At 71.7% G+C, this 23,669-nt stretch carries 20 protein-coding genes; 11 read left to right on the top strand and 9 right to left on the bottom strand.

Going from position 1 to position 23,669, the window contains the following annotated elements:
• Positions 1-22 precede the first annotated feature (22 nt).
• Together ACQP1S_RS21760 and ACQP1S_RS21755 are read left to right on the top strand one after the other, a co-directional pair.
• Positions 23-697 carry an HAD family hydrolase gene (locus ACQP1S_RS21760; protein ID WP_432908192.1) on the top strand — a complete coding sequence of 225 codons (675 nt, stop codon included), beginning with the start codon at positions 23-25 and terminating at the stop codon, positions 695-697.
• A gap of 405 nt (positions 698-1,102) precedes the next feature.
• A complete protein-coding gene (locus tag ACQP1S_RS21755) occupies positions 1,103-1,792 on the top strand; it encodes a L,D-transpeptidase family protein (protein ID WP_432898525.1) in 690 nt (229 codons plus the stop codon).
• A gap of 273 nt (positions 1,793-2,065) precedes the next feature.
• On the opposite strand, the gene ACQP1S_RS21750 is transcribed toward ACQP1S_RS21755, so the two are convergent.
• The 4 genes from ACQP1S_RS21750 to ACQP1S_RS21735 form a co-directional block, all read right to left on the bottom strand.
• The gene (locus ACQP1S_RS21750) at positions 2,066-2,341 is read right to left on the bottom strand and encodes a hypothetical protein (protein WP_091237243.1); all 276 of its coding nucleotides are present in this window, start codon (positions 2,339-2,341) and stop codon (positions 2,066-2,068) included.
• Between the two features lie 47 nt (positions 2,342-2,388).
• Complete coding sequence (locus ACQP1S_RS21745; protein WP_091238733.1) at positions 2,389-2,820, bottom strand: hypothetical protein; 432 nt, start codon at positions 2,818-2,820, stop codon at positions 2,389-2,391.
• 1,077 nt (positions 2,821-3,897) lie between these two features.
• Positions 3,898-4,080: a DUF397 domain-containing protein gene (locus tag ACQP1S_RS21740; RefSeq protein ID WP_357679495.1), complete on the bottom strand. Its 183-nt coding sequence runs from the start codon at positions 4,078-4,080 to the stop codon at positions 3,898-3,900.
• Positions 4,077-4,874 carry a helix-turn-helix domain-containing protein gene (locus tag ACQP1S_RS21735; protein WP_432898521.1) on the bottom strand — a complete coding sequence of 266 codons (798 nt, stop codon included), beginning with the start codon at positions 4,872-4,874 and terminating at the stop codon, positions 4,077-4,079. Before ACQP1S_RS21735 ends, ACQP1S_RS21740 begins: the two co-directional genes overlap by 4 nt.
• Positions 4,875-5,187: 313 nt before the next feature.
• Here ACQP1S_RS21735 and ACQP1S_RS21730 point away from each other — a divergent pair, with 313 nt between their 5' ends.
• From ACQP1S_RS21730 to ACQP1S_RS21710, 5 genes are all read left to right on the top strand, one after another.
• A complete protein-coding gene (locus ACQP1S_RS21730) occupies positions 5,188-5,442 on the top strand; it encodes a flavin reductase (protein ID WP_091238727.1) in 255 nt (84 codons plus the stop codon).
• Between the two features lie 396 nt (positions 5,443-5,838).
• Complete coding sequence (locus ACQP1S_RS21725) at positions 5,839-7,131, top strand: ABC transporter substrate-binding protein (RefSeq protein ID WP_432898517.1); 1,293 nt, start codon at positions 5,839-5,841, stop codon at positions 7,129-7,131.
• Positions 7,128-8,027: a carbohydrate ABC transporter permease gene (locus tag ACQP1S_RS21720; protein WP_432898514.1), complete on the top strand. Its 900-nt coding sequence runs from the start codon at positions 7,128-7,130 to the stop codon at positions 8,025-8,027. Before ACQP1S_RS21725 ends, ACQP1S_RS21720 begins: the two co-directional genes overlap by 4 nt.
• Before the next feature lies 1 nt (position 8,028).
• On the top strand, positions 8,029-8,862 hold the full coding sequence (locus ACQP1S_RS21715; RefSeq protein WP_091237239.1) for a carbohydrate ABC transporter permease: 834 nt from the start codon (positions 8,029-8,031) through the stop codon (positions 8,860-8,862).
• A gap of 8 nt (positions 8,863-8,870) precedes the next feature.
• Positions 8,871-10,076 (top strand): ABC transporter ATP-binding protein, encoded by a 1,206-nt coding sequence (locus ACQP1S_RS21710; protein ID WP_091237238.1) that lies wholly within the window; start codon positions 8,871-8,873, stop codon positions 10,074-10,076.
• A gap of 144 nt (positions 10,077-10,220) precedes the next feature.
• Here the strand turns inward: ACQP1S_RS21710 and ACQP1S_RS21705 are convergent, their stop codons facing one another.
• From ACQP1S_RS21705 to ACQP1S_RS21695, 3 genes are all read right to left on the bottom strand, one after another.
• Positions 10,221-11,582, bottom strand: coding sequence for a ricin-type beta-trefoil lectin domain protein (locus ACQP1S_RS21705; protein ID WP_091237237.1), 1,362 nt, complete (start codon positions 11,580-11,582; stop codon positions 10,221-10,223).
• 262 nt (positions 11,583-11,844) lie between these two features.
• The gene (locus ACQP1S_RS21700; RefSeq protein WP_432908187.1) at positions 11,845-12,912 is read right to left on the bottom strand and encodes a winged helix DNA-binding domain-containing protein; all 1,068 of its coding nucleotides are present in this window, start codon (positions 12,910-12,912) and stop codon (positions 11,845-11,847) included.
• Between the two features lie 313 nt (positions 12,913-13,225).
• Positions 13,226-13,717, bottom strand: coding sequence for an N-acetyltransferase family protein (locus tag ACQP1S_RS21695; RefSeq protein WP_432898509.1), 492 nt, complete (start codon positions 13,715-13,717; stop codon positions 13,226-13,228).
• 86 nt (positions 13,718-13,803) lie between these two features.
• On the opposite strand from ACQP1S_RS21695, the gene wrbA reads away from it, so the two are divergent.
• The gene (wrbA, locus tag ACQP1S_RS21690; protein WP_204959058.1) at positions 13,804-14,421 is read left to right on the top strand and encodes an NAD(P)H:quinone oxidoreductase; all 618 of its coding nucleotides are present in this window, start codon (positions 13,804-13,806) and stop codon (positions 14,419-14,421) included.
• A gap of 102 nt (positions 14,422-14,523) precedes the next feature.
• Here the strand turns inward: wrbA and ACQP1S_RS21685 are convergent, their stop codons facing one another.
• A complete protein-coding gene (locus tag ACQP1S_RS21685) occupies positions 14,524-16,443 on the bottom strand; it encodes an anthranilate synthase family protein (RefSeq protein WP_432898506.1) in 1,920 nt (639 codons plus the stop codon).
• A 227-nt stretch (positions 16,444-16,670) separates the two neighbouring features.
• Between ACQP1S_RS21685 and ACQP1S_RS21680 the strand changes: the two genes are divergently transcribed.
• From ACQP1S_RS21680 to ACQP1S_RS21670, 3 genes are all read left to right on the top strand, one after another.
• Positions 16,671-18,098 carry an FGGY family carbohydrate kinase gene (locus ACQP1S_RS21680; protein ID WP_432898503.1) on the top strand — a complete coding sequence of 476 codons (1,428 nt, stop codon included), beginning with the start codon at positions 16,671-16,673 and terminating at the stop codon, positions 18,096-18,098.
• Positions 18,099-18,165: 67 nt separating this feature from the next.
• Positions 18,166-20,733: a nitrate- and nitrite sensing domain-containing protein gene (locus tag ACQP1S_RS21675; RefSeq protein ID WP_432898500.1), complete on the top strand. Its 2,568-nt coding sequence runs from the start codon at positions 18,166-18,168 to the stop codon at positions 20,731-20,733.
• Positions 20,733-21,152, top strand: a complete 420-nt coding sequence (locus ACQP1S_RS21670) for a roadblock/LC7 domain-containing protein (RefSeq protein WP_432898497.1) — start codon at positions 20,733-20,735, stop codon at positions 21,150-21,152. The genes ACQP1S_RS21675 and ACQP1S_RS21670 overlap by 1 nt, the downstream gene beginning before the upstream one ends.
• Positions 21,153-21,284: 132 nt before the next feature.
• Here ACQP1S_RS21670 and ACQP1S_RS21665 read toward each other — a convergent pair whose 3' ends face one another.
• Positions 21,285-22,781 (bottom strand): GH1 family beta-glucosidase, encoded by a 1,497-nt coding sequence (locus ACQP1S_RS21665; RefSeq protein WP_432898495.1) that lies wholly within the window; start codon positions 22,779-22,781, stop codon positions 21,285-21,287.
• Positions 22,782-23,669: the final 888 nt, after the last annotated feature.

Raw genomic sequence — 23,669 nt, 5'->3', positions numbered from 1 at the left:
GACTTCGGGTGGGAACGCGACGATGCTGATCTTCGACGCCGACGACACGCTCTGGGAGAACAACGTCCTGTTCGAGCGGGTGATCGACGACTTCCTGGACTGGCTCGACCACCCGACGCTCGACCGGGTCCAGATCCGTGGGGTGCTCGACGACATCGAGCGGGCCAACGCGGTGGCCCACGGCTACGGCAGCAAGGTGTTCCTGCGCAGCCTGGGGGAGTGCCTGGCGCGGCTGCGCGAGCGACCGGTCACCGACCGGGAGCGCAGCGACCTCGACGCGTTGGCCACGGCGCTGGTCAACCACCAGGTCGAGCTGATGCCCGGGGTCGCCGACACCCTCGACGCCCTGGCCACCCGCTACGACCTGCTGCTGCTGACCAAGGGGGACCGGGAGGAGCAGCAGCGCAAGCTGGACGCCTGCGGCCTGCTGCACCACTTCGGCGCGGCGCACATCGTGGCCGAGAAGGACGCCGGCACCTACCGGTGGCTGGCCCGGGAACACGGCTTCGCCCCGGCCGACGCCTGGATGATCGGCAACTCCCCGAAGTCGGACATCCTGCCGGCGCGGGCGGCCGGGATGCGGGCGGTGTTCATCCCCAACGAGAACACCTGGGTCCTGGAGGACGACGACCTCGACCCCGCCGACACGGGGGTGATCCGGCTGGCCGCCTTCCCGGATCTGCTCGCTCACTTCTGAGGACGAACAGCGCCGGTCCGGCTGACCGTGTCACGCCGGGATGCCCCAATTCCGGCCCGGCGGGAATCACCCCCGCGACCCCGCCGACCTGCTTGCCCGGCCCACCGACGGGTGCCTAACCTGGGCCGGCGTTCGTGGCCATTCGGGGTGGTCGGGACGCGCCGAAGTCCGGTGCCGGGGCACCGTGGAGCTGAGTGCAGGCGGCCTGGCCCGCGTGTCGGGTCCGACGTGGGCGGCCTGCCCCGCCCGTCGTGCCCGCACCGGCGATCACCGCTGCCGGACCGGACGGCTGGCGGTCAGGGTCGGGGAGTTGCGGACCCGACCCTGACCCACCGGCCCGCCAGCCCACCGGACCCGGTGAGCGTCGGGACATCGGGGTGTCGTTCGTGGTGCGATCATTTCCAGATGGAAACCACACCCGGCGCGGCACCGGCGACGGGTCGCGGGCGGCCGATCCCGCCACCGAACCGAGCCTCCCGGCTGACCACCCTGCCCGCCGGGACCCGCCAGGTCGTCATCGTCACCGGCACCGGCTACTCCACCACGTACGCCACCCTGGAGACGTTCCACCGGGCAGGCGGCCACTGGGTGGCGGTCTCGGCCCCGCTGCCCGCCCGGCTGGGCGCGAAGGGGTTCAGCGACAACCACACCGAGGGGGTGGCGACCACCCCGACCGGGGTCTACTCGTTCGGCCCCACCATGTACGGCATCGCCGTCGACCCCGGCGTGCGCTTCCCGTACCACCGGGTGGTCACCGACGACTGGTGGAACGAGAACCCGAACTCGGCGGCCTACAACACCTTCCAGCACAGCAGCACGAACCCCGGCGGATTCAGCGAGGCGCTGTGGCGGGAGGTGCCGGCCTACACCCACTTCGCGGTGATCACCTACAACATGCCGCCGAACGTGCCGAAGCCCGTGCCCAACGCCGGCAGCGGCATCTTCCTGCACGAGTTCAGCGCCGCCGGCGGCGGTCCGACCGCCGGCTGCGTCAGCATGTCGCACGCCGACCTGGTGTCCGTGCTGCGCTGGCTGGACCCGAAGCAGTCGCCGCGCATCGTGATCTGCCCGGCGCAGAACCTCGGCCGCTACTGAGCCCCGGCCGTGTGCTGAGCCCCGGTCGTGTGCTGAGCCCCGGCCGTGCGCTGAGCCCCGGCCGTGTGCTGAGCCTCGGCCGTCCCGGCATCTCGAAAGCGGTGCGGTGCGCCTCGGTCGGCTCGTTGACCAGTCTCTTCTCTGGTTCTTTGCGCCTCGGCCGGGGTGGAGCCTCGGCCGAGGCGGTGCGTCCCGGTGGTGGGGTGCGACTCGGCCGGGACCGGGGCGAAGCCCCGTTCGGGCCGTACCCGATGCGGGGCGACGCCGGCCGGGTCAGGAGATCTCGTCCCGGACGATCGCCACCGCCACCCGGCAGAACTCGTCCATGTCGGGCCGGAAACCGGCGGCGATGTCCGGGTGCAGCCCGGACCGGGTCTCGTCGAGCAGCCGTTGGCAGACCTGTTCGACAGGTTCGCCCGCGTAGCTGGCCCGGATCCGGTCCGTGGCAGCCTGGAGGGCCGAGGTCAGCTGATCCTCCAGCGGGCCGCGCAGCTTCTGCTGCACCGGGTCGAGCCCTCTCGGGTCGAGCGTGACATGTGGCTCCGACATCGGCGCTCCCTTCGTCGGCGTCCGCGATACCCCACCGCGGGCGTCGGTCAAACCACGGTTGGCGCGGCGGCCACCCGGACCTGGTACGAGAAGTCCTCCGCCGGCTCCTCCCGGTACGACAGCCGGCGGATCTGCCGGTCGTCGACGTAGAGGGCGACGTCGACCAGGACCCCGAGATGGGCCAGCCCGATGTTGGCCACCCGCTTCTTGTCCTGGAGCACCGCGCACACCCCACCGAGCAGGGTGCTGGCGTCGGACGTGCGGTGCCCGGGTGGGCACCGCAGGATCAGGTCGACCTCGATCGGCCCGGCCAACGGCGTCCAGCCGGTCTGCTGGGCCGCGGCGCAGGCCGCTTCGAGTAGGGCGCGGACCCTCGTCGCCTGCCGATGGCCGGCAGCGAAGATGGACAGCGCCTCGGTTTTCACCGGTGGCAGGCCGCTCACCTCGAACGTCAGGGCGAGAGCGCGGGTGTCCTGCACCACGGAGCACCTCCTCGTTGAGGACGATCCTGCCCAACCGGTGGACGCGCAGTGGGAGTTCGCGGGAGAACCCACCGAACGGGCAGGCTGATGTCGGCCGGAGGCGTATCGACTACGACGGCGACGCGCTGGCTGTGGAGTGAGTGCATCAACGCTAGTGCACGCGGCACACGTGGGATAGCCCCGCCGTACCCGCCGACCGGACAGTCGTGGCGAGCCGCCGGGGCGCACGGTGTCCGTCGGGACGCACGGTGCCCGACGGGGCATGGCGGCTGGCCGGCGGAGCGCTTGGTTGATCAACTCCACGGGGTCGATGTTGCGGTGTTCACCGCACCTCGATACCGCTGTATCGCCTCAACTGAGTCGATCTTCACGAAAGGCTGGGCGTGTGGGGCGAGCTACCCGCCCGCCTCTGCTGAGCGTCCCGCCCGGCGGTGCTGAGCGTCCCGTTCCGGCCCGTTCTGGCCGTCCGGCTCGGCTGCGTACCCGTCGCCCGGCTCCGCTGCATACGCCTGGCTGGGCGGCACTGCGGGAGCCTCAAGATCAGATTGCCGTTCGATGTACTTTCCCCGGCGTGTCGTCTCCTTTTCGGCAATCCGATCATGGGGCGGGGCTTTGCATACCGCGACGTGGGGCGTGGGGCGGTCGGCCAACGCCGCAGTCGCGTCGGGCGTACCGCTCCGGGTCGAGATGTACGTGCGGGCGACACCTGCCGGCGGCACGCTGACGGCCGAGGCGATTGACGCCCCGATCGCCTCCGTGTCGCTGTCCCGAGATTGCGCTCCTGCCGAGCGCCGCTGCCGAGTGAAGCCTCGTTGATCATCGACGACCGTCGCCCTGTGCGACGGGCCGGAGCGGGGGTGAGAGGCGACCGGGCCCGACCAGGCTCCCGGCTGCGCGGTGGAACCTGGTCGGGTCGCTCAGATTCGGTCTTACGGTGGAACCTGGTCGGGTCGCTCAGACTTGGGTCTTGCGGTGGAGGCTGGTCGGGCCGCTCAGGCTCTCGGCTTCGCGATGGAGGCTGGTCGGGCCGTTCAGGCTTTCGGCTGCGCGATGGAGCCTGGTCGGTGAGCCGCGTCAGTGCTGCTTGGCGTAACCGACGAATGCGGTCCAGGCCGTACGGTCGAAGTGGAGGGTGCCGCCGTCGCGGTCTTTGGTGTCGCGCACCAGCACCCGGCCGGGCAGGTTGTCGGCGACCTCGACGCAAGACCCGCCGTTGCCGCCGGACCTGGTCGACTTCCGCCACTGCGGGGTCATCATGTCCATGACTTCGCCACTTCCTTGATCAGCTCGATTGACTGCCGGCGGGGGAGCGCCTCGTTCCGCACGATCTCCCACGTCCTGGCCAGCGTAGCGACATCGGTTGGCGTATCGACGATCTGCGCGGTGAGCTGGTTGTCCGCATGGGCCACCCGTTCGCCGTCGGGCATCTCGGCGATGATGAACTGCCCGGCCAGCCCCAGGTACATGCCGGCATCGGTCGGCACGATGTGCACCTGGATGTGCTCCTCGGCGGTCAACCGGGCCAGGTGCTCGCACTGCTCGATCATCAGCCCCGGCTGGTCGAGCACCGGCCGGCGGAGCACCGTCTCGTCGATCACGCAGATGAGCTGCGGGGGGCGCTCCCGCCGCAGGATCGCCTGCCGTTCGAGCCGGGACGCCACGATCCGGTCGACGTCCTCCGGGGCGAACCGGCCGCCGGCCAGCGTCGCGCGGGCGTACCGCTCGGTCTGGAGCAGCCCTGGCACGTACGCCAGCTCGAACCAGCGCAGGGTGGTCGCCTCCCGCTCGAACTCGATCCACTCCCGGAGCCAGGCCGGCTCGGCGTCAAGCCGGCCCAGCCGCTCCAGCATCCGTTGGAAACGCCCGCCGGTCTGGTGGTGGCCGTCGACCGCCTTCATGAACTCCTTGGTGGGTGCCCGGCCGCCGGTCTCCACCGAGCTGACGTGCGACCCCGAGTAGCCGATGCCCTTGCCGAAGTCGTCCTGGCTGAGCCCGAGCGCCGCCCGGAACAGGCGTAACTCCTCCAACACGTAATCGGTAGCTGTCCCCATCACACCCCCGGTCTCTGCCCACCGTGGACCGGCGGGTCTGTCGTGGTCGCTCACCCACTCCGCTGAGCTGCGCAGATGACGTGAGCGTGTATCGACAGTAGTGGTCCGATCAGCAGACTGTCACCCGTGGCGGGCCCGCTGGCAGCCGGGGAGGGCGACAGCGGGCCCTGCCCGGGGCCGCTCCCGATCCCCCGTGCGGGAGCGGCCCCTTCCAGTCCCCAGATCGGTGTGGTGACGCGGATCGTCGGCCCCGGGTCGAGACGGCCGGGGCCGACCCCGCCGAACGCGCCCATGATTCGAGGAGGTGGCGGTGATGGTGGTCCGACCGCCTGTCCCGCACGTCGCCATGCGCCCACTGTGGCGGTGCCGCAACTGTGGCCGGGAGTGGCCCTGCCAGCCGGCCAAGCTCGCCCTGCTCACCGAGTACCGCACGGACCGCACGGGGCTGCTCGTCTACCTCGGCACCCTGATGTACGAGGCGACGAACCAGCTCGGCCAACTGCACCCGGAACACCCACCGGCCCGGATGACCGAACGCTTCCTGTCCTGGGCACGAGCCCGGGGCTGAACCGCGCACCCGGTCGCACCCGCCTCGAACGGCGCCCCTGGCTCGACCGACGCGGCCGGCTCGACCGAAGCGTCCGCCTCGAGCGGCGCACCCGCCTCGAGCGGCGCGTTCAGGCATGAACCGGGCGGGCCGGTGGCACCATGGGGCCCGAGGTCGACTCGTGCAAACCGGTGGTGAAGGGCATGAGTCGGGCATCGGCGGTGTCACCTCCGGTGCGGGTCGGCCCACCGGTCCGGACGCTGGTCACCGGCAGGTTTCGCGGCTTCGCAGGTCGGGCAGTGTAGGCGCACGGAGCGGCCGGGCGGGCACGTTTCCGCACTTCACCGGCCCGGTACCGGCTCGCCGTGCACCGGGGCGCGGGTGACCTCCCCGGTTTTCACCGAAGAGAGGGGGAGGGTGATGACGGACCCCGGAACGGCCCGACACCGGTGTCGGCCGGCTGTCCGGGCCGGGGCGGCCGTTGCCGCGCTGGCACTCGTCGCGCCGCTGGCCGCGTGCGGCACCGACGACGGTGGCGGAGGTACGCCCACGATCAACCTGTACTACCCGCCCGAGCAGAACCTGCAGAAGGTGGTCGACGACTGCAACACCCGGGCCGAGGGCCGCTACAAGATCACCTACCGGGTGCTGCCCCGGCAGGCCGACGACCAGCGGGTGCAGTTGGTCCGCCGGTTGGCCGCCGAGGACACCGGGATGGACGTGCTCGGCCTCGACGTCACCTGGACCCAGGAGTTCGCCAGCGCGAAGTGGATCCGGGAGTGGACCGGTCAGGACAAGAGCGAGGTGGAGCAGGGCACCCTGGCGGGCCCGCTGGACACCGCCCGGTACGAGGACAAGCTCTACGCGGCGCCGAAGAACACCAACGTGCAGCTGCTCTGGTACCGCAGTGACCTGGTCCCGGAGGCTCCGAAGACCTGGGACGACATGATCACCGCAGCCAAGGACCTCAAGGGGCAGGGCAAGCCCTACCGGGTGCTCACCATGGGCGCGCAGTACGAGGGCCTGGTGGTGCTCTACAACACCCTGGCCGAGAGCGCCGGCGGCAAGATCCTCAGCGACGACGGCAAGAAGGCCGTGATGGACTCCGGCACGGTGAAGGCCCTCGACCAGCTCCAGCGGTTCGCCACGTCGGGCGTGACGTCGCCGTCGTTCAGCAACTCCACCGAGGATCCGGTCCGGCTGGACTTCCAGTCCGGCAACGGCGCGTTCCAGGTCAACTGGCCGTTCGTCTACCCGGCGTTGCAGGAGGCGGACCCGGAACTGGCCAAGAAGGTCAAGTGGGCCCGGGTGCCCGGCATCGACGCCGACACCCCCAGCAAGGTCACCATCGGTGGGGTCAACATGGCGGTCAGCGCCTACTCCAAGCACCCGACGGAGTCCTTCGAGGCGGCGAAGTGCCTCCGGGACGCCAAGAACCAGAAGTTCTCCGCGATCAACGACGGGGTGCCACCGACCATCGAGGCGGTCTACGACGACCCGGAGATGGACGAGGCGTACCCGATGAAGGAGACCATCCTGGAGGAGTTGAAGGAGCCGGCGGTCCGGCCGCTGACCCCCGCGTACCAGAGCATCTCCACGGTGATGTCGGCGATCCTGTCGCCGCCGTCGGCGATCAAGCCGGAGCAGACCGCCAAGGAGCTGCGTGAGGCGATCTCCGACGCGCTCCAGTCCAAGGGGGTCCTGCCGTGAGCCGGCGTGCCCCGTTGAGCGAGAACAAGAAGGCCGAACGGAAACTGGGCTGGCTGCTCTGCGCCCCGGCCGCGCTGGTCATGGTGCTGGTCACCGCGTACCCGATCATCTATTCGGTCTGGCTGTCGTTGCAGCGCTTCGACCTGCGCTTTCCCGACGAGCGCAAGTTCATCGGGCTGGAGAACTACGTCACCGTGCTGAGCAACGAGTTCTGGTGGACCGCGTTCGGGGTGACGATGCTGATCACGGTGGTCACCGTCGTGGTGGAGCTGGTGCTGGGCATGGGGTTGGCCCTGGTCATGCACCGCACGCTGGTCGGCCGGGGCATCGTCCGCACCGCCGCGCTGATCCCCTACGGCATCGTCACGGTCGTCGCCGCGTTCTCCTGGCGGTACGCCTGGACGCCCGGCACCGGCTACCTGGCCAACCTCTTCGACGGCAGCGCGCCGCTGACCGAGCGGGCCAGCTCGCTGGCGATCATCATGCTGGCCGAGATCTGGAAGACCACCCCGTTCATGGCCCTGCTGCTGATGGCCGGGCTGGCGCTGGTGCCGGAGGACCTGCTCAAGGCGGCCTCCACCGACGGGGCGACGGCGTGGCAGCGGTTCACCAAGGTGATGCTGCCGGTGATGAAGCCGGCGATCCTGGTCGCCCTGCTGTTCCGCACCCTGGATGCGTTCCGGGTCTTCGACAACATCTTCGTGCTCACCAACGGCGGCAACGAGACCTCGTCGGTGTCGATGCTCGCCTACAACAACCTGATCCGGGGGCTCAACCTCGGCATCGGCTCCACGATGTCCGTGCTGATCTTCATCACGGTGGCGATCATCGCGTTCGTCTTCGTGAAGCTGTTCGGCACCGCTGCCCCGGGCAGCGACGACGGGGAGAGGCGCTGACATGGCCGACACCACCACCCGGGCGAAGCTGCGCTGGGGCCTGATCGACGTCATCGTGGTCGTCTTCGCCCTGGTCCCGGTGCTCTGGATCGCCTCCCTGTCGTTCAAGACCCCGGCCACCCTGACCGACGGCAAGTTCTGGCCGAGGGAGTGGACGCTCGACAACTACAAGAGCATCTTCGACACCGACCAGTTCGTCCGGGCCCTGGTCAACTCGATCGGCATCGCCCTGATCGCCACGCTCATCGCGGTGGTGCTCGGCGCGATGGCCGCGTACGCGATCAGTCGGCTGGACTTCCCCGGCAAGCGCCTGCTGGTCGGGGTGTCCCTGCTGATCGCGATGTTCCCGCAGGTGTCGCTGGTGTCGCCGCTGTTCGAGATCGAGCGGCAACTCGGCCTCTTCGACACCTGGCCGGGGCTGATCCTGCCGTACATCACCTTCGCGCTGCCGCTGGCGATCTACACGCTGTCGGCGTTCTTCAAGCAGATCCCGTGGGACCTGGAGAAGGCCGCGAAGATGGACGGCGCGACCCAGGCGCAGGCGTTCCGGCGGGTCATCGCCCCGCTGGCCGCCCCGGGCCTGTTCACCACGGCGATCCTGGTCTTCATCTTCTGCTGGAACGACTTCCTGTTCGCCATCACGCTCACCTCGACCGAGCGGGCCCGTACGGTGCCGGTGGCCCTGTCGTTCTTCACCGGTGAGTCGCAGTTCGAGGACCCCACCGGGGCGATCTGTGCCGCCGCCGTGGTGATCACCATTCCGATCATCCTGTTCGTGCTCTTCTTCCAGCGCCGCATCGTCTCCGGTCTGACCTCCGGCGCAGTCAAGGGATAGGTGACAAAATGGCTGACATCGTGCTGGACAAGGTGAGCAAGAGCTTCCCCGACGGCACCGTCGCGGTGCAGGACGTCGACCTGGAGATCGCCGACGGCGAGTTCGTCATCCTGGTCGGCCCGTCCGGCTGCGGGAAGTCCACCACTCTCAACATGATCGCCGGGCTGGAGGACATCAGCTCCGGTGAGCTGCGCATCGGCGGGCAGCGGGTCAACGACAAGGCACCCCGGGACCGGGACATCGCGATGGTGTTCCAGTCGTACGCGCTCTACCCGAACATGACCGTCCGGGAGAACATGGCGTTCCCGCTGCGGCTGGCCAAGCTGGACAAGGCGACCATCGACCAGAAGGTGGACGAGGCGGCGAAGGTGCTGGAGCTGACCCCGCTGCTGGACCGCAAGCCGGCGAACCTCTCCGGTGGGCAGCGCCAGCGGGTGGCGATGGGCCGGGCGATCGTCCGGCAGCCCAAGGCGTTCCTGATGGACGAGCCGCTGTCCAACCTGGACGCCAAGCTGCGGGTGCAGATGCGCACGGTGGTGTCCCGGTTGCAGAAGAAGCTCGGCACCACGACCGTCTACGTGACCCACGACCAGACCGAGGCGATGACCCTCGGCGACCGCGTGGTGATCATGCGGGGCGGCGCGATCCAGCAGGTCGGCCCGCCCCAGGAGCTGTACGACCACCCCCGCAACCTCTTCGTGGCGGGGTTCATCGGCTCGCCGTCGATGAACTTCCTGCACGCCGCCGTGGAGGACGGAAAGCTGCGTACCGCCCTGGGCGACGTGCCGATCGGCGACCGGATCCGCCGCGAGTTGGAGGGGGCCGACGCGCCCCGGGAGCTGATCCTCGGCATCCGGCCGGAGCACTTCGAGGACGCCGAGCTGATCGACGACGAGGCGCGGGCCCGGGGCATGGAGTTCACCGCGCCGGCCGACATCGTCGAGTCGATGGGCTCCGACAAGTACGTCTACTTCACCGTGGAGGGGCAGCGGGCCAGCGCCGCCGAGTTGGAGGAGTTGGCCGCCGACGCCGGTGCCGACTTCAGTGGCGGCGGGGGCAACCTGGTGACCCGGTTGTCGGCCGAGTCGCCGGTGCAGGAGGGGGAGGACCGGCGGGTCTGGTTCAACCTGGAGAAGATCCACCTGTTCGACCCGTCGTCCGGGCGGAACCTCACCCTGCACGAGGGCCGGTCAGCCGGCACGCTCGGCGACTGATCCGCCGGGTGCGCGGTCGACCGGGGCGGTGACGACCCGCCCGCCGGGGGCCGGTGCGACACGGTCCGGCGGGGTGGCGGCCGGAGGATACGACCGCCACCCCGCGTCGGCATCGTGCCGTGGTGGCACGGGGTTGTCGGACCGTCAGCTACGGATAGCCCATTGCTGGTTGCCGCCTCCGTTGCACGCCCACAGGTTGAGTTGCGTCCCGTTGGCGGTGCCGGCGCCGACGGCGTCCAGGCAGAGTCCCGACTGGGCGGAGGTGATGGTCCCGTTGCTGTTCCGGTTCCACTGCTGGTTCGCGCCGCCGTTGCAGTCCCAGATGTGGACGACGGTGCCGTTGCTGGTGCCCGACCCGCTGGCGTCCAGGCACTTGTTGCCGTAGACGGTCAGGGTGCGGTTGGTGGTATGGGTCCAGCGCTGGTTGCTGTTGCCGTGGCAGTCCCACAGCTGCAACCGGGCGCCGTTGCTCGTGCTGGAGTTGGCGACGTCGATGCAACGGTTCGACTGGCTACCCGCGATCATGACGTTCGCCTGGCCGGCCGGGGGCGTGGTCGGCGGCGTGGTGGTCGGCGGCGTGGTCGGCGGCGTGGTGGTCGGCGGGGTCGATCCGAACTGGGTGAAGAACCGCCACACCTCAGGCTTGACCCAGCTTCGCGCGCCGCTCTCACAGCCGGCACAACCGTCCACCGGACCCTGCTGGTGGCCGCCGTCGAACGGGGCCCAGACCACCGGGTAGCCGGCCCGGCACGAGTAGGCGGTGATGATGTGGGTCAGGCTGCCCCGCGCGGGCTCGGGGGCGTTCTGCGCAGCGCAACCGTTGTTCCTGAGCCACCTGTCGCGTAGTGACCGGCCGCTCTGAATGTTGTCGCTGATCCCGTGAATGCCCAGGTACGCCACGGGCTGGGTCCCGCCACTGCAGCCACTGATCGTTCCGGGGGCGGCGATGGCCGCGACCGCACGGAACACCGTCGGCCGGGAACACGCCAACGAGTAGCTCATCGCGCCGCCGTAGCTGAACCCGACCGAGAAGCGTTGTGTCGTGTCGACGCAGAGTGCGTTGTCGATCATGCGGATCATGTCGTCGGTGAAGGTGACGTCCTCACCGTTGGTGTTGGCCCAGCCGTTGTTGATGCCCTGTGGGGCGACGAAGATCGTGGTGTTGTTCGACTGCGACAGCATGCCGTAGTAGGCCCAGGGGTAGCCGTCGGTTCCGCCCGAGGCGACGGCACTGGCGGTGCCCCCCAGCCAGTGGAATCCGAAGGCCAACCGGTGCGGGTAGGTGTTGTTGTAGCTGTCGGGGAGCCGGAGGATGAAGCTGCGGCTCTTGCCGCCACTCTGGATGGTGTGGGTGCCGCTGTTCAGCCCCGGGGCCTTGCCGCAGCCGGCAGTGGTGGCCGCTGCGGCCGGTGGCGCGTTCGTGATGACGTTCGCGCCGACGGCGACCAGGACCAGGGCGGCCAGGATCGTCCCGATTAATGGGGCCGAGCGTTTGCGAGGTGGCACAGGGTCGTCTCCTTACGGGAGGCCGTCATCCGGTTCGGGGGTGTGACGCCAGAGCACTACCTGAGCCACCCGACCGGACGCGAAGGCGTCACCGAAGCATCGACGTCAGCATGGGACGGTGGTCGAAGCGGCGGGCGCAGACGTCGACCGGTCCGGTGTCATCTCGACCCTCCGGACGGGACGCGGAATCAGTGCATATATCGATGTTCATATTCGTGTGACGTACGACGTCTGTCAAGTCCCGGCCGCTGCGGGAGGCGGGCTACCAGGAGAAGTGCAGCGGCAGGGCGAGGAAGCGGGCGTAGCCTTCCCACGCCGCCTCGACCCGCTGCCTGGTCGACGGGTCCAGCGTGACCAGCGGCTGCACCGTCACGGTGACCCTGGTCCGGGCGAGGCGGCGCTTCCAGGTGCCGATCACCCGGCCGCCGCGTACCACGGTGGACTGGAAGACCCCGTTGCCGCCGGGGATCACCGCCGACATGTGTGCCGGGTCGACCATCAGGGCGCGGTCCTTGAAGCCCAACAGGTATTCGTCGAAGCCGGGCAGCACGTGCACGTCGTCCACCGGCAGGCGGGGCGCGTCGAGCAACGTCGGGTCGAGATACGACTCCACCCCGTCGACCTGCACCCGGGCCAACTGTCCGGCGTCGGTGGCGACCGCGACGGCGCGTTTCGCGTCGGCGGCGGTCAGCCCCGTCCAGCCGGTGAAGTCCTGCCGGGTCGTCGGCCCGTGACTGCGGAAGTACCGGCGGGCCAGGATGCCCAGCGCCTCGTCCCGCTCGGGCCGGTGCGGATCGGGGGCCCACTCGTCGAGCAGCGCGAAGGTCTGCTCGGTGCCCACGTGCGGGGTGATGCAGGTGACGCCCCGCTGGCTGGCGTACCAGAGCAGGTGGTAGCCGCGCTGACCGGTGACGTCGATGCCGGCGGCGGTGAGCGCGGCCAGACACTGGGCGCGGGTCAGCCGGCCGCCGCCGGCCAGCGCCGCGCCGAGCACGTCGGCGGCCCGGTCGGCCTCGGCCTCGGTCAGCCCGATCACGGCCCGGCGGGCCGGTGCCCCGGCCAGTGCCCGTACGCCGGTCAGCTCCAGCATCCAGCGGGCGTCCCGGCAGGGCACCAGGTGCACGGTGCCGCGCATCGGCCAGGTACGCAGCGCCTCGCGCCGCTCCAGGGCGGCCCGCACGTCGGCCTCGGTGCGGCCGGGCAGCCGCAGCCCCAGCGACCACAGGCCGCTCGCCGCGTCCTGGGCCTGCATGGCCCCGAACCACTCCACCACCCCGGCGACGTCCACCGGGCGGCCGGTCGGATGTTCCCGCAGCGCCAGTGCGGTCATCCGCAACGTCAGCGCCTCGCCACCGGTCAGCTCCACCACGCGGTCAGCATAGGAGCGTCCCCCGACACCGGCGGTCACGCCGGGCCCGAACCGGTGGCCACGGCCGGGGTGGGCACCCCTGATCGCGCTACGCCGGTTGCCGAACCGGCGGAGCGCGATCCCCCGTGCAGGTCCCCCCGGCTACCGAAGGTGGTCTCCACCCCCGGCATCCGTGCCCCCCAGGATCGCGTTCCGGCCCGGGCGTGGGAGCGTTCCCGGGCGGAACTTGCGGAAAACTTGAGCTGCGGTCGAAACTCTCGGGATCGGCGGCCGGTCAGTCGAGCCGGCGGTGCATCACCAGCAGGTCGACCAGGCCGAGGTCGGGATGGCGGAAACCCTCCGGCACCCGGCCGACCACCGCGAATCCCAACGACTCCCACAGCGCCACCGCCCGGGTGTTGCTGGCCACCACCGCGTTGAACTGCATCGCCCGGTAGCCGTCGCCCCGGGCCAGCTCCAGCACGTACACCCCGAGGGCCCGGCCGACGCCGCGACCCGCCGCCGTCGGCGCGACCATGAAGCTGGCGTTGGCCATGTGGTCGCCCGGCCCCTCCTGGTTGGCGACCAGCTTCGCCGTCCCCAGCACCGTCCCGTCGTCGTCCACCGCGACCACCGTCCGACCGGGCGGGGCGACCAGCCACCGCCGGCGGGCGTCGTCCGCGCTGACGTCGCGCGGCCAGGTGTACGTCTGCCCGGCAGCGACGATCTCCCGCAGGAAGGGCCAGATCGCCGGCCAGTCCTCGGCGGTGGCGGCGCGCAGCTGCATGTCCGGATCATGCCACGGCGGAACGTTTGACCCGGCAACCGGCGGGTAGTCGCCGGAGCTGACCCGAACCGAGGAGGACACAGACGATGGACGGCCAGGTCAAGGTAGCGGTCATCTACTACAGCGCGACCGGCATCACCTACCAGATGGCGCAGGCGGCGTGCGAGGCCGCCGGGGAGGCGGGGGCCGAGGTACGCCTGCGCAAGGTGCGGGAGTTGGCGCCCGACGAGGCGATCCGCTCCAACGCGGGCTGGCAGGCGCACCGGCTGGAGACCCAGGACGTGATGGAGGCCGAGATCGACGATCTGGCCTGGGCCGACGTGGTGATCTTCGGTAGTCCCACCCGGTACGGCATGATCGCCGCCCAGCTCAAGCAGTTCATCGACACCACCGGCCCGCTCTGGGCCAACGGGGCGCTGGCCGACAAGGTCTACAGCGGCTTCACCTCCACCGCGACCTCGCACGGCGGCCAGGAGTCGACCCTGCTGTCGCTGTTCACGATCTTCTACCACTGGGGTGGTGTGGTGGTCACCCCTGGTTACACCGACCCGAGCCAGTTCGTCGCCGGCAACCCGTACGGTGCCTCGCACACCAGCAACAACGGCGAGGTCGCCCCGGATCATGTGGCGCTCGCGGCCACCGCGCTGACCGCCAAGCGGGCGGTCCGGATCGGCGCCGCCGTCAAGCGCGGCCTCGCCGGCTGAGCCGCCGGACCACACCGGGCCGCCGGACCGCACCGGCCCGGCGGGTGACCGGTGGACCGGACGGGGGCTCTCGACCCGTCCGGTCCACCGGCCACCGCCCTGCTACCCGCTCACCGGATCACCATGCGCCGTCACCGCCGGCCGGGCCAGCAACTGCCCCAGCAACTCGGCCAGCACCGCCAGGCCGTCCCGGCTGAGCACCGACTCCGGGTGGAACTGCACCCCGGCGAAGGTCGGCCCGCGCAGCGCGTGCACCGACCCGTCCTGCGGGTCCCGGGCCAACTCCACCGGTCCGTACGGCGAGCCGATCCGGTCGGTGGCCGCCCGCGCCGTGAACGTCGAGTAGAAACCCACCCGACGCGGCACCCCGAACAGCGACACCTCTCGTTGCAGCCCCTGGTAGGGGGCGGTGCGGCGGTGCAGCGTCAACCCCAGCAGCCCGCTGAGCAGTTGGTGACCCAGGCACACCGCCAGGGTGGGCCGGCCCGCGTCGAGCCGTCGGGTCAGCAGCCCGCGCAGGGCCGCCATCTTCGGTTCGTCGACCGCGCCGGGGTCACCCGGCCCGGGGCCGACGACCACCAGGTCGTACCCCTCGTCCTGGCCGGGGGTGTGCCACGGCCGGACGTCCACCGTCAGGCCCGACGCCCGCAACTGGTGGGCGAGCATCCCGGTGAAGGTGTCCTCCCCGTCGACCACCAGCGCCCGCCGGCCGGTCGCCCCGGGCAGCACCGTCGCGCCGGGCACCCGCTGGTCGAGCCAGAACCGGGCCAGCGGGGCGTTGCGGGCGGCGAGCACGGCGCGGATCTCCGGGTCGTCGGCCAACCGCACCGGCGGGTACGGGCCGACGGCCGCCGCCTGCGGGCCCAGCCCCAGCGCGGCGAGCACCCCGGCGGCCTTGGCGTGCGTCTCGGCGACCTCGCCGGCGGCGGTGGAGTGGCGGACCAGGGTCGCCCCGACCGGCACCCGCAGCTGCCCGGCGGGGGAGATCTCGGCGGTCCTGATCAGGATCGGCGCGTCCAACGTCTGCCGGCCCTCGGCGTCGCGGCCCAGCAACGCCAGCACGCCGGAGTAGTAGCGCCGGCCGGTACGTTCGTGCCGGGCGATCACCCGGCAGGCGTTCTGCATCGGGCTGCCGGTCACCGTCGGGGCGAACATGGTCTCCCGCAACACCTCCCGGACGTCCTTCGTGCCCCGACCGGCCAGCAGGTACTCGGTGTGCGCCAGGTGCGCCATCTCCTTGAGGTACGGCCCGACCACCTGCCCGCCGTGCTCGGCGACGCCGGCCATCATCTTCAGCTCCTCGTCGAGGACCATGTACAGCTCCTCGACCTCCTTCGGGTCGCGCAGGAACCGCAGCAGCCCGTCCCGCTCGGCAGCCGTCCCGGTGTGCCGGAAGGTGCCGCTGATCGGGTTCATCATGACCAGGCCGTCGTCGACGCTGACGTGCCGTTCCGGGCTCGCGCCGACCAGGATCCGGGTGCCGGTGTGCACCAGGAACGTCCAGTACGCGCCCCGCTCGTCGCGCAGCAGCCGGCCCAGCGCCGCCAGCGCGGCACCCAACGGGGCGCCCTGCACCGTGGCGTGCAGGGTGCGGTGGATGACGAAGTTCGCCCCCTCACCCCGACCGATCTCCTCGGCCAGCACCCGTTCGACGACCCGCGCGTACTCCTCGTCGTCGATGTCGAAGGCGGCGTCGCCGGTGACCACCGGCCCGGTCGGCAGGGCGGCGAGCAGGTCGGCCAGCGGCAGCTCGACGTGCCCGGTGACGGTCAGGTACTCCAGCGGGACACCGTCGTCCACGCACTCGAAGCCCCGTTCGGCGATCTGCCGGTACGGCACCAGCGCCAGCGTCCGGGGGCCGGGACCGCCCTCGGGCAGCGGCAGGTCGGCGAGCCGGTCGGCGACGTGTACCGGGCCGGTGAACAGGTCGACGTGGTCGATGCCCTCGCGGCGGAGCAGGACGAACGGGCCGGGGTCCCCGCCGTCGGCGACGGCGGCGAGCAGGTCGTACGGGTGGTTCATCGGGTTCTCCTCGTGGGCCGGGCCGCTTCGTCGGGCGGCCCCGGTGCCGGGGAGGTATCCGTCGGCCGCCTCGTCGGGGCGGCCGCGTGAGAGCTACGCGCGGGGGATGGCCGCCGGGTCGGCGGGCCACCAGCAGGTCAGGTGCGCGGGCATAACGACACCCTAGGCGGCGCACGGGCGGCGGGGAAGGGCGTTCCCACCGGCAGCGCCGGGTAGCGTGACCCGCGATGAACATTCTCGCTCTCGACCTGGGCACCTCCTCGGTACGGGGACTGGTGCTCGACGCCGACGCCGATCCGCTGCCGGGAGCGTTGGCCCGCCGCAGGGTGCACCTGTCGGTCACCGAGGACGGTGCCGGCACCCTGGACGCCGCCGCCTACCTGGCCGGCCTGACCGAGTGTCTGGACGAGTTGGCCGCCGCCGGTCACCTGCGCGACGTCCGGCTGGTCGCGGTCTGCGCGCAGTGGCACTCGGTGCTGCCCCTGGACCGGGCCGGTGACCCGCTCGGCCCGGTGCTGACCTGGCTGGACACCCGGCCCGCACCCGCCACCGGCGCGACCGGCCCGGCCGATCCCGAGGACTTCCACGGCCGTACCGGAGCGTGGTGGCACCGCTGCTACTGGTCGGTGCGGCTGCCCTGGCTGCGGGACCGGACGACCGGGGTGACCCGGTTCGCCGGCCTGGTCGAGTACGTCCTCGGCCAGTTGCTCGACAGCGCGCCGATGTCGGTGTCGATGGCCTCCGGCACCGGCCTGCTCGACCTGCGTCGGCTCGACTGGGACGCCGAGGCCGTCGCGTTGGCCGGAGTCCGGCCGGGCGAGCTTCCCGAGCTGGCCCCGATGGACTGGCACGGCCGGTTGCGGTCCGCGCACGCCCGGCGGTGGCCGCAACTCGCCGAGGCGGACTGGGCCGCCCCGGTCGGTGACGGGGCCGCCTCCAACGTCGGCTCCGGGTGCGTGGACCCCCGCCGGGCGGCGGTCACCGTCGGCACGTCGGCCGCGGTACGGCTGGTCCAGCGGGTTCCGGCCGCCACGGCGTTGCCGCCCCTGCCCGCCTCGCTGTGGCGCTACCGGGTGGACCACGAGTACGTGGTGACCGGCGCGGCGTACTCGTCCGGGGGCAACCTGTTCGCCTGGGCCAACCGGGAACTGCGGCTACCCGAGGGGGCCGACCTCGACGCGGCGTTGGCCCGGTTGTCCCCGGACGGTCTGCTCTCCGTGAACCCACGGCTGGGCGGGGACCGGCCCCCCGGTCTGACCCCGGCCGGCTCCGGTGAGCTGCGCGGGCTCAGCTTCTCCAGCACCGGGGTGGACATCCTCGCCGGCCTGATGACCGGGTTGTGCCGGATGGTCGCCGACGACCTCGCCGTGCTGGAGTCCGGTGTCGACTCCCCGGTCGAGGTGGTGCTCGGTGGGGGAGCGGTGACCGCCTCCGCGTGGTGGCGTACGGCGTTCGCCGCGGCGCTCGCGCCGCGACCGGTCCGGCACCGCGCGGAGCGGGAGATCGGGGCCACCGGCGCCGCGCTGGTCGCCCTGGGTCGGGTGCCCGATGCGGACCGGCTCGCCGGCACCGGCCGTACGGAGGAGGACCCCTTGCCGACCTCGACCGCCGGGTCCGGCACGTCCGCCCGGTCGGATGCCCCGTCGACCCGTTGACACTGGTGTCTGGCCTGGTTGGATGGACCGGGCCCCCCGTCGTGGGGACGGGGACCGAGGAGGCGACGTGGACGCAGGTCCCGACCCGACACCGAGCGCGGAGTCGCCGGGTCGGAACCGGCTCGACGAGCGGGTCGTGCCGCATCGACGACGCTCGCCGTTGCGGCTGCGGGACTGGCGGATGCGGACCAAGCTCGCCACCGTCCTGGTCATCCCGTCGGTGGCCTTCCTGGTGCTGGCCGGGGTGCAGGCCACCGGCCTGGTCGGGCGGACCACCGCGCTGAACGACTTTGCCCGGCAGGTCGGCATCGGCCAGCAGATCACCACGGCGGTGGACCGCCTCCAGCAGGAACGGGACCGCACCGCCGGTGAACTGGCGGCGCTGCGCCGCGCGGGCAACTCCGCCGACCGGGACGCCGCACTGCTCGCCCTGCGGCCGCTGCACTCCGCCACCGACACGGCCATCGGCGCGCTGCGCGAGGCGGCCGGCCCGCTGGCCGACTCCGACGCCGCCTGGCAGGTCGCCTACGCGGAGGCGCTGGAGGCGTACGACCAGGTGGTCTACATCCGGGCGGCGGTGCCGCCGGCGGTGCTGAGCAGCGAGACCATCCTCGGTAACTACCACCGGGCGGTGGAGGCGCTGCTCGGGTTGCTCGCCGAGCCCGACCCCGGGCCGGACCGGCCGGAGCTGACCGATGTGGTGCTGCGTTACGTGCAGCTGGCCCGGGTCAAGGAGCTGTCGTCGCGGATCCGGGGCCAGCTGTACGCCGCCGGCCGGGCCGGCCGGTACGGCCTGGAGGACCAGGTGAACCTGACCGACCTGCGGGCCCAGCAGCTGGCCGCGTTGGGCGCGTTCCGGGTCGCCGCGACCGCCGCCCAGATCCAGGCGTACGACGGGACCTCCCGCGAGGGGGCGTTCGTCGACGCCACCCGGTTGGAGGAGAAGAGCATCGCGACCGGCAGCACCGCACTGCCTGCGGTGCTGCCCGCGAACCAGTGGTGGACGGCCAGCGAGCAGCGGCAGGCGCTGCTGCGGCAGTTGGAGACCCGGGTGCTCGACGACGCGGTGGTCCGGGCCGACGAGGTCAGCGGCGCTCAGCTGCGCACCACCCTGCTGGTGCTCGGTGGCATCGTGGTGGTGCTCGCCCTGGCGGTGCTGCTCGCCGTGCTGATCGGCCGGTCGATTGCGAACTCGATGCAGCGGCTGCGTGACCAGGCCCTGCGGATCGCCCAGGTCGAGCTGCCGCACGCCCTGGACCGGTTGCGTGCCGTCGACGGTGGGGTGCCGGAGATCGACGTGCCGCCCGCCGTGGTCCGGTCGCTCGACGAGATCGGCGAGCTGGCCGAGGCGTTCGTGGCGGTGCACCGCAGCGCGGTCAGCGTGGCGGTGGAGCAGGCGGAGACCCGCCGTACCGTCAACGCGATGTTCGTGAACCTGGCCCGACGCAGTCAGGTGCTGGTGGAGCGGCAGCTGGAGCTGCTCGACGACCTGGAACGGGAGGAGGCCGACCCGGACCAGTTGGAGAACCTGTTCAAACTGGACCACCTGGCCGCGCGGATGCGCCGTAACGACGAGAGCCTGCTGGTGCTGGCCGGCACCGAGTCCACCCGCCGGTGGAACCGACCGGTGCGGTTGGGCGCGGTGCTGCTCGCCGCCAGTGCCGAGATCGAGCAGTACCAGCGGGTCCGCCACGAGTCGGTGGCCGACCTGTACGTGGTCGGGCACGCCGTCGGCGAGCTGGTGCACCTGATGGCGGAGCTGCTGGAGAACGCGACCGCCTTCTCCCGGCCGGACACCGCGGTCCAGGTGACCGCGCGGGCCGAGGGCGGTGGTGCGGTGGTGGAGATCGCCGATGCCGGCCTCGGCATGAGCCCGACGGCGTTGGCGCAGGCCAACGCGGTGCTGGCGGCGCCGCCGGCGGCGGACGTGGCGGCCATCGAGCGGATGGGTCACTTCGTGGTCAGCCACCTGGCCGCACGGCACGGCGTCGGGGTGCGGCTGACGGCTGCGGGGCAGGGTCTGGTGGCGCGGATCGCGCTGCCGGCGACCCTGCTCGCGCCGGCTCCGGCGGTGGAGCTGGACGCGCCCGCCGGGCAGCGGGCCCTCACCACCTTCGCCCCGGTCGACCCGGTGCCCCGCCGCGTCGAGGCGGCGCGTCAGTCCGGGCCGGTCGGCCCGGCCGACCTGCCGGTGGCGGGGCGGCCCCCGCAACAGTGGCCGGGGGTGCCGGACCAGCGGCCCGGGCTGCCGGCCACCCTGCCGGTTCGCGCCGCGGACGTGCTGGCACCGGTGGCCCCCGCCCCGGCCGACGAGGGTGGCGGTTGGTGGTCCCGGCAGGGGCCGGCCCCGTCCTCGCCGGTGTCGCGGGGGAAGAGCACACCGGCACCGCCGCTCATCCCGGTGACCGGCGGCACCAACGACCGGGGATTGCCGGTGCGGGTGCCGATGGCCCAGTTGACCTCGGTGACCGAGCCGGCCCGGCCATCGTCGGCGCGGGTGCGCGAGGACCTGGACCCGGAGGCGGTGGGCGGGATGCTGTCGCGGCTCTACAGCGGCGTGCGCCGTGCCGAGGCCGAGGAGACCACCGAGTTAATCTTGCCGCCGGGTGTGCGCAGCGAAGGAGGACGACAGTGATGACACTGAGCCAGGAGGCGCGTGACCTGAACTGGTTGGTCAACGCGTTCGCGGAGCGGGTGCCCGGGGTGGCGCACGCGGTGGTGGTCTCCTCGGACGGTCTGCTGGTGGCGATCTCGGCGCACTTGCCCCGGGACCACGCGGACAAGTTGGCGGCGGTCACCTCGGGGCTGATGAGCATCACCGCGGGCGCGGCCCAGATGTTCGACGGGGACATCGTCAAGCAGACGGTGGTCGAGATGGGCCGGGGCTACTTCCTGGTGATGCAGATCCGCGACGGTTCGATCCTGGCCACCCTGGCCGGCGCGGACGCGGACATCGGCGTGGTGGGCTACGAGATGGCCCGGCTGGCCAAGCAGGCCGGCGAGATGCTGACCCCGGCGCTGCGCGCGGAACTCCAGCAGGCCCTGCCCCGCTGACCCGGCGCGGGGCGGGACGGCCGGGGGCACCGGTGCGGAGCTACGAGGACGGTGCCCGTCGGCTGCCGGGCCGGACCGCCCCCACGCGGTCCGGCCGTGCCGGTGGTGTTTTCCGTTTCCCGGCCGACGGTCCTACAGGCCGTTGTCCCGGATGACCTGGCGGTACCAGTGGGCGCTGCGCTTCAGGACCCGCCGCTGGGTCGGGTAGTCCACATAGACCAGCCCCCAACGCTGTTCGTATCCCTCTGCCCACTCGAAGTTGTCCAGCAGCGACCAGACGTGGTAGCTCTCCAGTGGTACGCCGTCGGCGATGGCCCGGTGGGCGGCGGCGAGGTGGTCGCGCAGGAAGGCGATCCGGCCGGGGTCGTCGACGGTGCCGTCCGGGCCGAGGGTGTCCGGGCAGGGCAGGCCGTTCTCGGTGACGGTGATCGGGATCGGTCCGTAGTCGCGGGTGACCCGGGTCAGGGTGTCGTACATGCCCTGCGGGTAGATCTGCTGCCAGTCCGCCTCGCTGGTGGGCCAGCGGGTGACGGTGTTGCCGTTGCCGGTCAGGTAGAGCGGGGTGTAGTACTGCACCGCGAGCAGGTCGACCGGGCTGGCGATGATCGCCAGGTCGCCGTCGCGGATGCCCTTGACCATCCGGCTGTCCGGGCCGAGGTCGGCCAGCACGTCGGCCGGGTAGGCCCCGGTGAGGATGGAGTCCAGGTAGAGCCGGTTCTCGTACCCGTCGTGCAGGGTCGCGGCCGAGGCGGCGGCCGGGCTGTCGTCGGCGGGGTAGCACGGGTGCAGGTTCAGCGCCGGGCCGATCCGGGTGTCGTAGCCGGTGGCGCGCAGCGCGCGGACGGCGAGGCCGTGGGCGAGCTGGAGGTGGTGGGCGACCAGGTAGGCGGCGTCGGCGTCCTGCCGGCCCGGGGCGTGGTGGCCCCAGAGGTAGCCGTTCTGCACCACGGTCTTGGGTTCGTTGATGGTCAGCCAGACCGGCACCTGGTCGCCGATGCCCCGGTAGACGGCGTCGGCGTAGTCGGCGAACCGGTGGGCGGTGTCCCGGTTCTCCCAGCCGCCGTCGTCCTGCAACGCCTGCGGCAGGTCCCAGTGGAAGAGGGTGACCATCGGGGCGATGCCGCGTTCGTGCAGCCCGTCGATGACCCTTCTGTAGAAGTCGAGCCCGCGCTGGTTGGGCTTGCCGGTGCCGTCGGCCTGGATCCGGGGCCAGGAAATGGAGAACCGGTAGCTGCGCAGCCCGAGGTCGCGCATCAGGTCCAGGTCGTCGGCCCAGCGGTGGTAGTGGTCGGCGGCCACGTCCCCGGTGTCACCGTTGCGGGTACGTCCGGGGGTGTGGCTGAAGGTGTCCCAGACCGATTCGCCCCGGCCGTCCTCCTTCGCGGCACCCTCGATCTGATACGCCGAGGTGGCGGCGCCCCAGCCGAAGTCGTGCGGGAATCGCACCCGCTCCGCGGTGGGGTCGGCGCTCGGGTCGCCACCCTTCGGCGTGTCACAGCCGGCGGCGAGGGTGCCGGTGGCCGCGATCAGGCCACCGGCACCGGTGGCGGCGGAGAGCCCGGCGCCGGCGGTGGCGGTGGCGGAGAGCGCGGCGCGCCGCAGCAGGCGTCGCCGGGTGAGTATCGACATGGATCTTTCTCCTCAGGGTGCGGGCCACCCCGACGGCCGGGAGCGCTCCCAGCGCGGGCGTGCGACGGCCCGGCCGCCACGGGGGCGGACCGCCAGCCTAGAGGGCCGCGCGCGTGGGCGGCCGGGATGGGGAATCGGGAGTGTGGCGGGCGCCGTCGAGGGACGGTCGGCCCAACTGCCGAGGGGCAGATAGCGATCGAGGCCGGCCGGGCGGCGCGCACGCCTGACCCGTCGGCCTCTTTTCCTGTCGAGTACGGGGGTTTAGTGTGGGGACGGGGGAGGGCAACCCCCGTCCCCACCTGTGTTGCACACACGCACGCTCGAATTGGCGTCCGGTCATGCGTGTCGCGCGGGAGCCGGGCCACGCGAGTGGCTCTGGTTCCACCTCCCTCCGTGATGGTGGGTGATGGCTGGCGACGGTGTCCGGGCTGGCCCGTCGTCAGCCGTTCGGGCTGAACCCCGTGGTCGGGCGACCACGGTTCTGACCTTCACTTGTTGCATCTCCGTCGATGGAAGCGCTCCCATCGGCGATGCTGCGACTGTAACGCCCGTCACGGCTTTGTGAAAGCCCCTAAACGAGATCGAAACATCGACCTGCGTTTCGATACTGGTAGTTGTTGTGGGAGCGCTTCCATGGCACACTGTCGAATCAACGCAGCGGAGCCAAGCACGCGCGAGTGATGGGTCGCCGAGGGCATCCGGGTCTCCCGGACGGCACCCGAAGGAACGGCACGGCCGGTCTGAGCGGCCGTACCCCGTCCCTGCCCCGGCCCACCGGCCGGACCGACCACCATTCCGGCGCCTCCGTCCCCCCGCGCACCCCTGTATCCGCGCGTGGAGGTGCCTCCGCCGGGGCCCGCAGCCCCGGCCCGGTCCGAGGAGACACCG

The organism is Micromonospora matsumotoense, assembly GCF_050951065.1.
GTDB lineage: Bacteria > Actinomycetota > Actinomycetes > Mycobacteriales > Micromonosporaceae > Micromonospora > Micromonospora matsumotoensis.
Note: the sequence above shows the minus strand (reverse complement) of the source record. Positions and strands in the feature narration are given on the sequence as shown.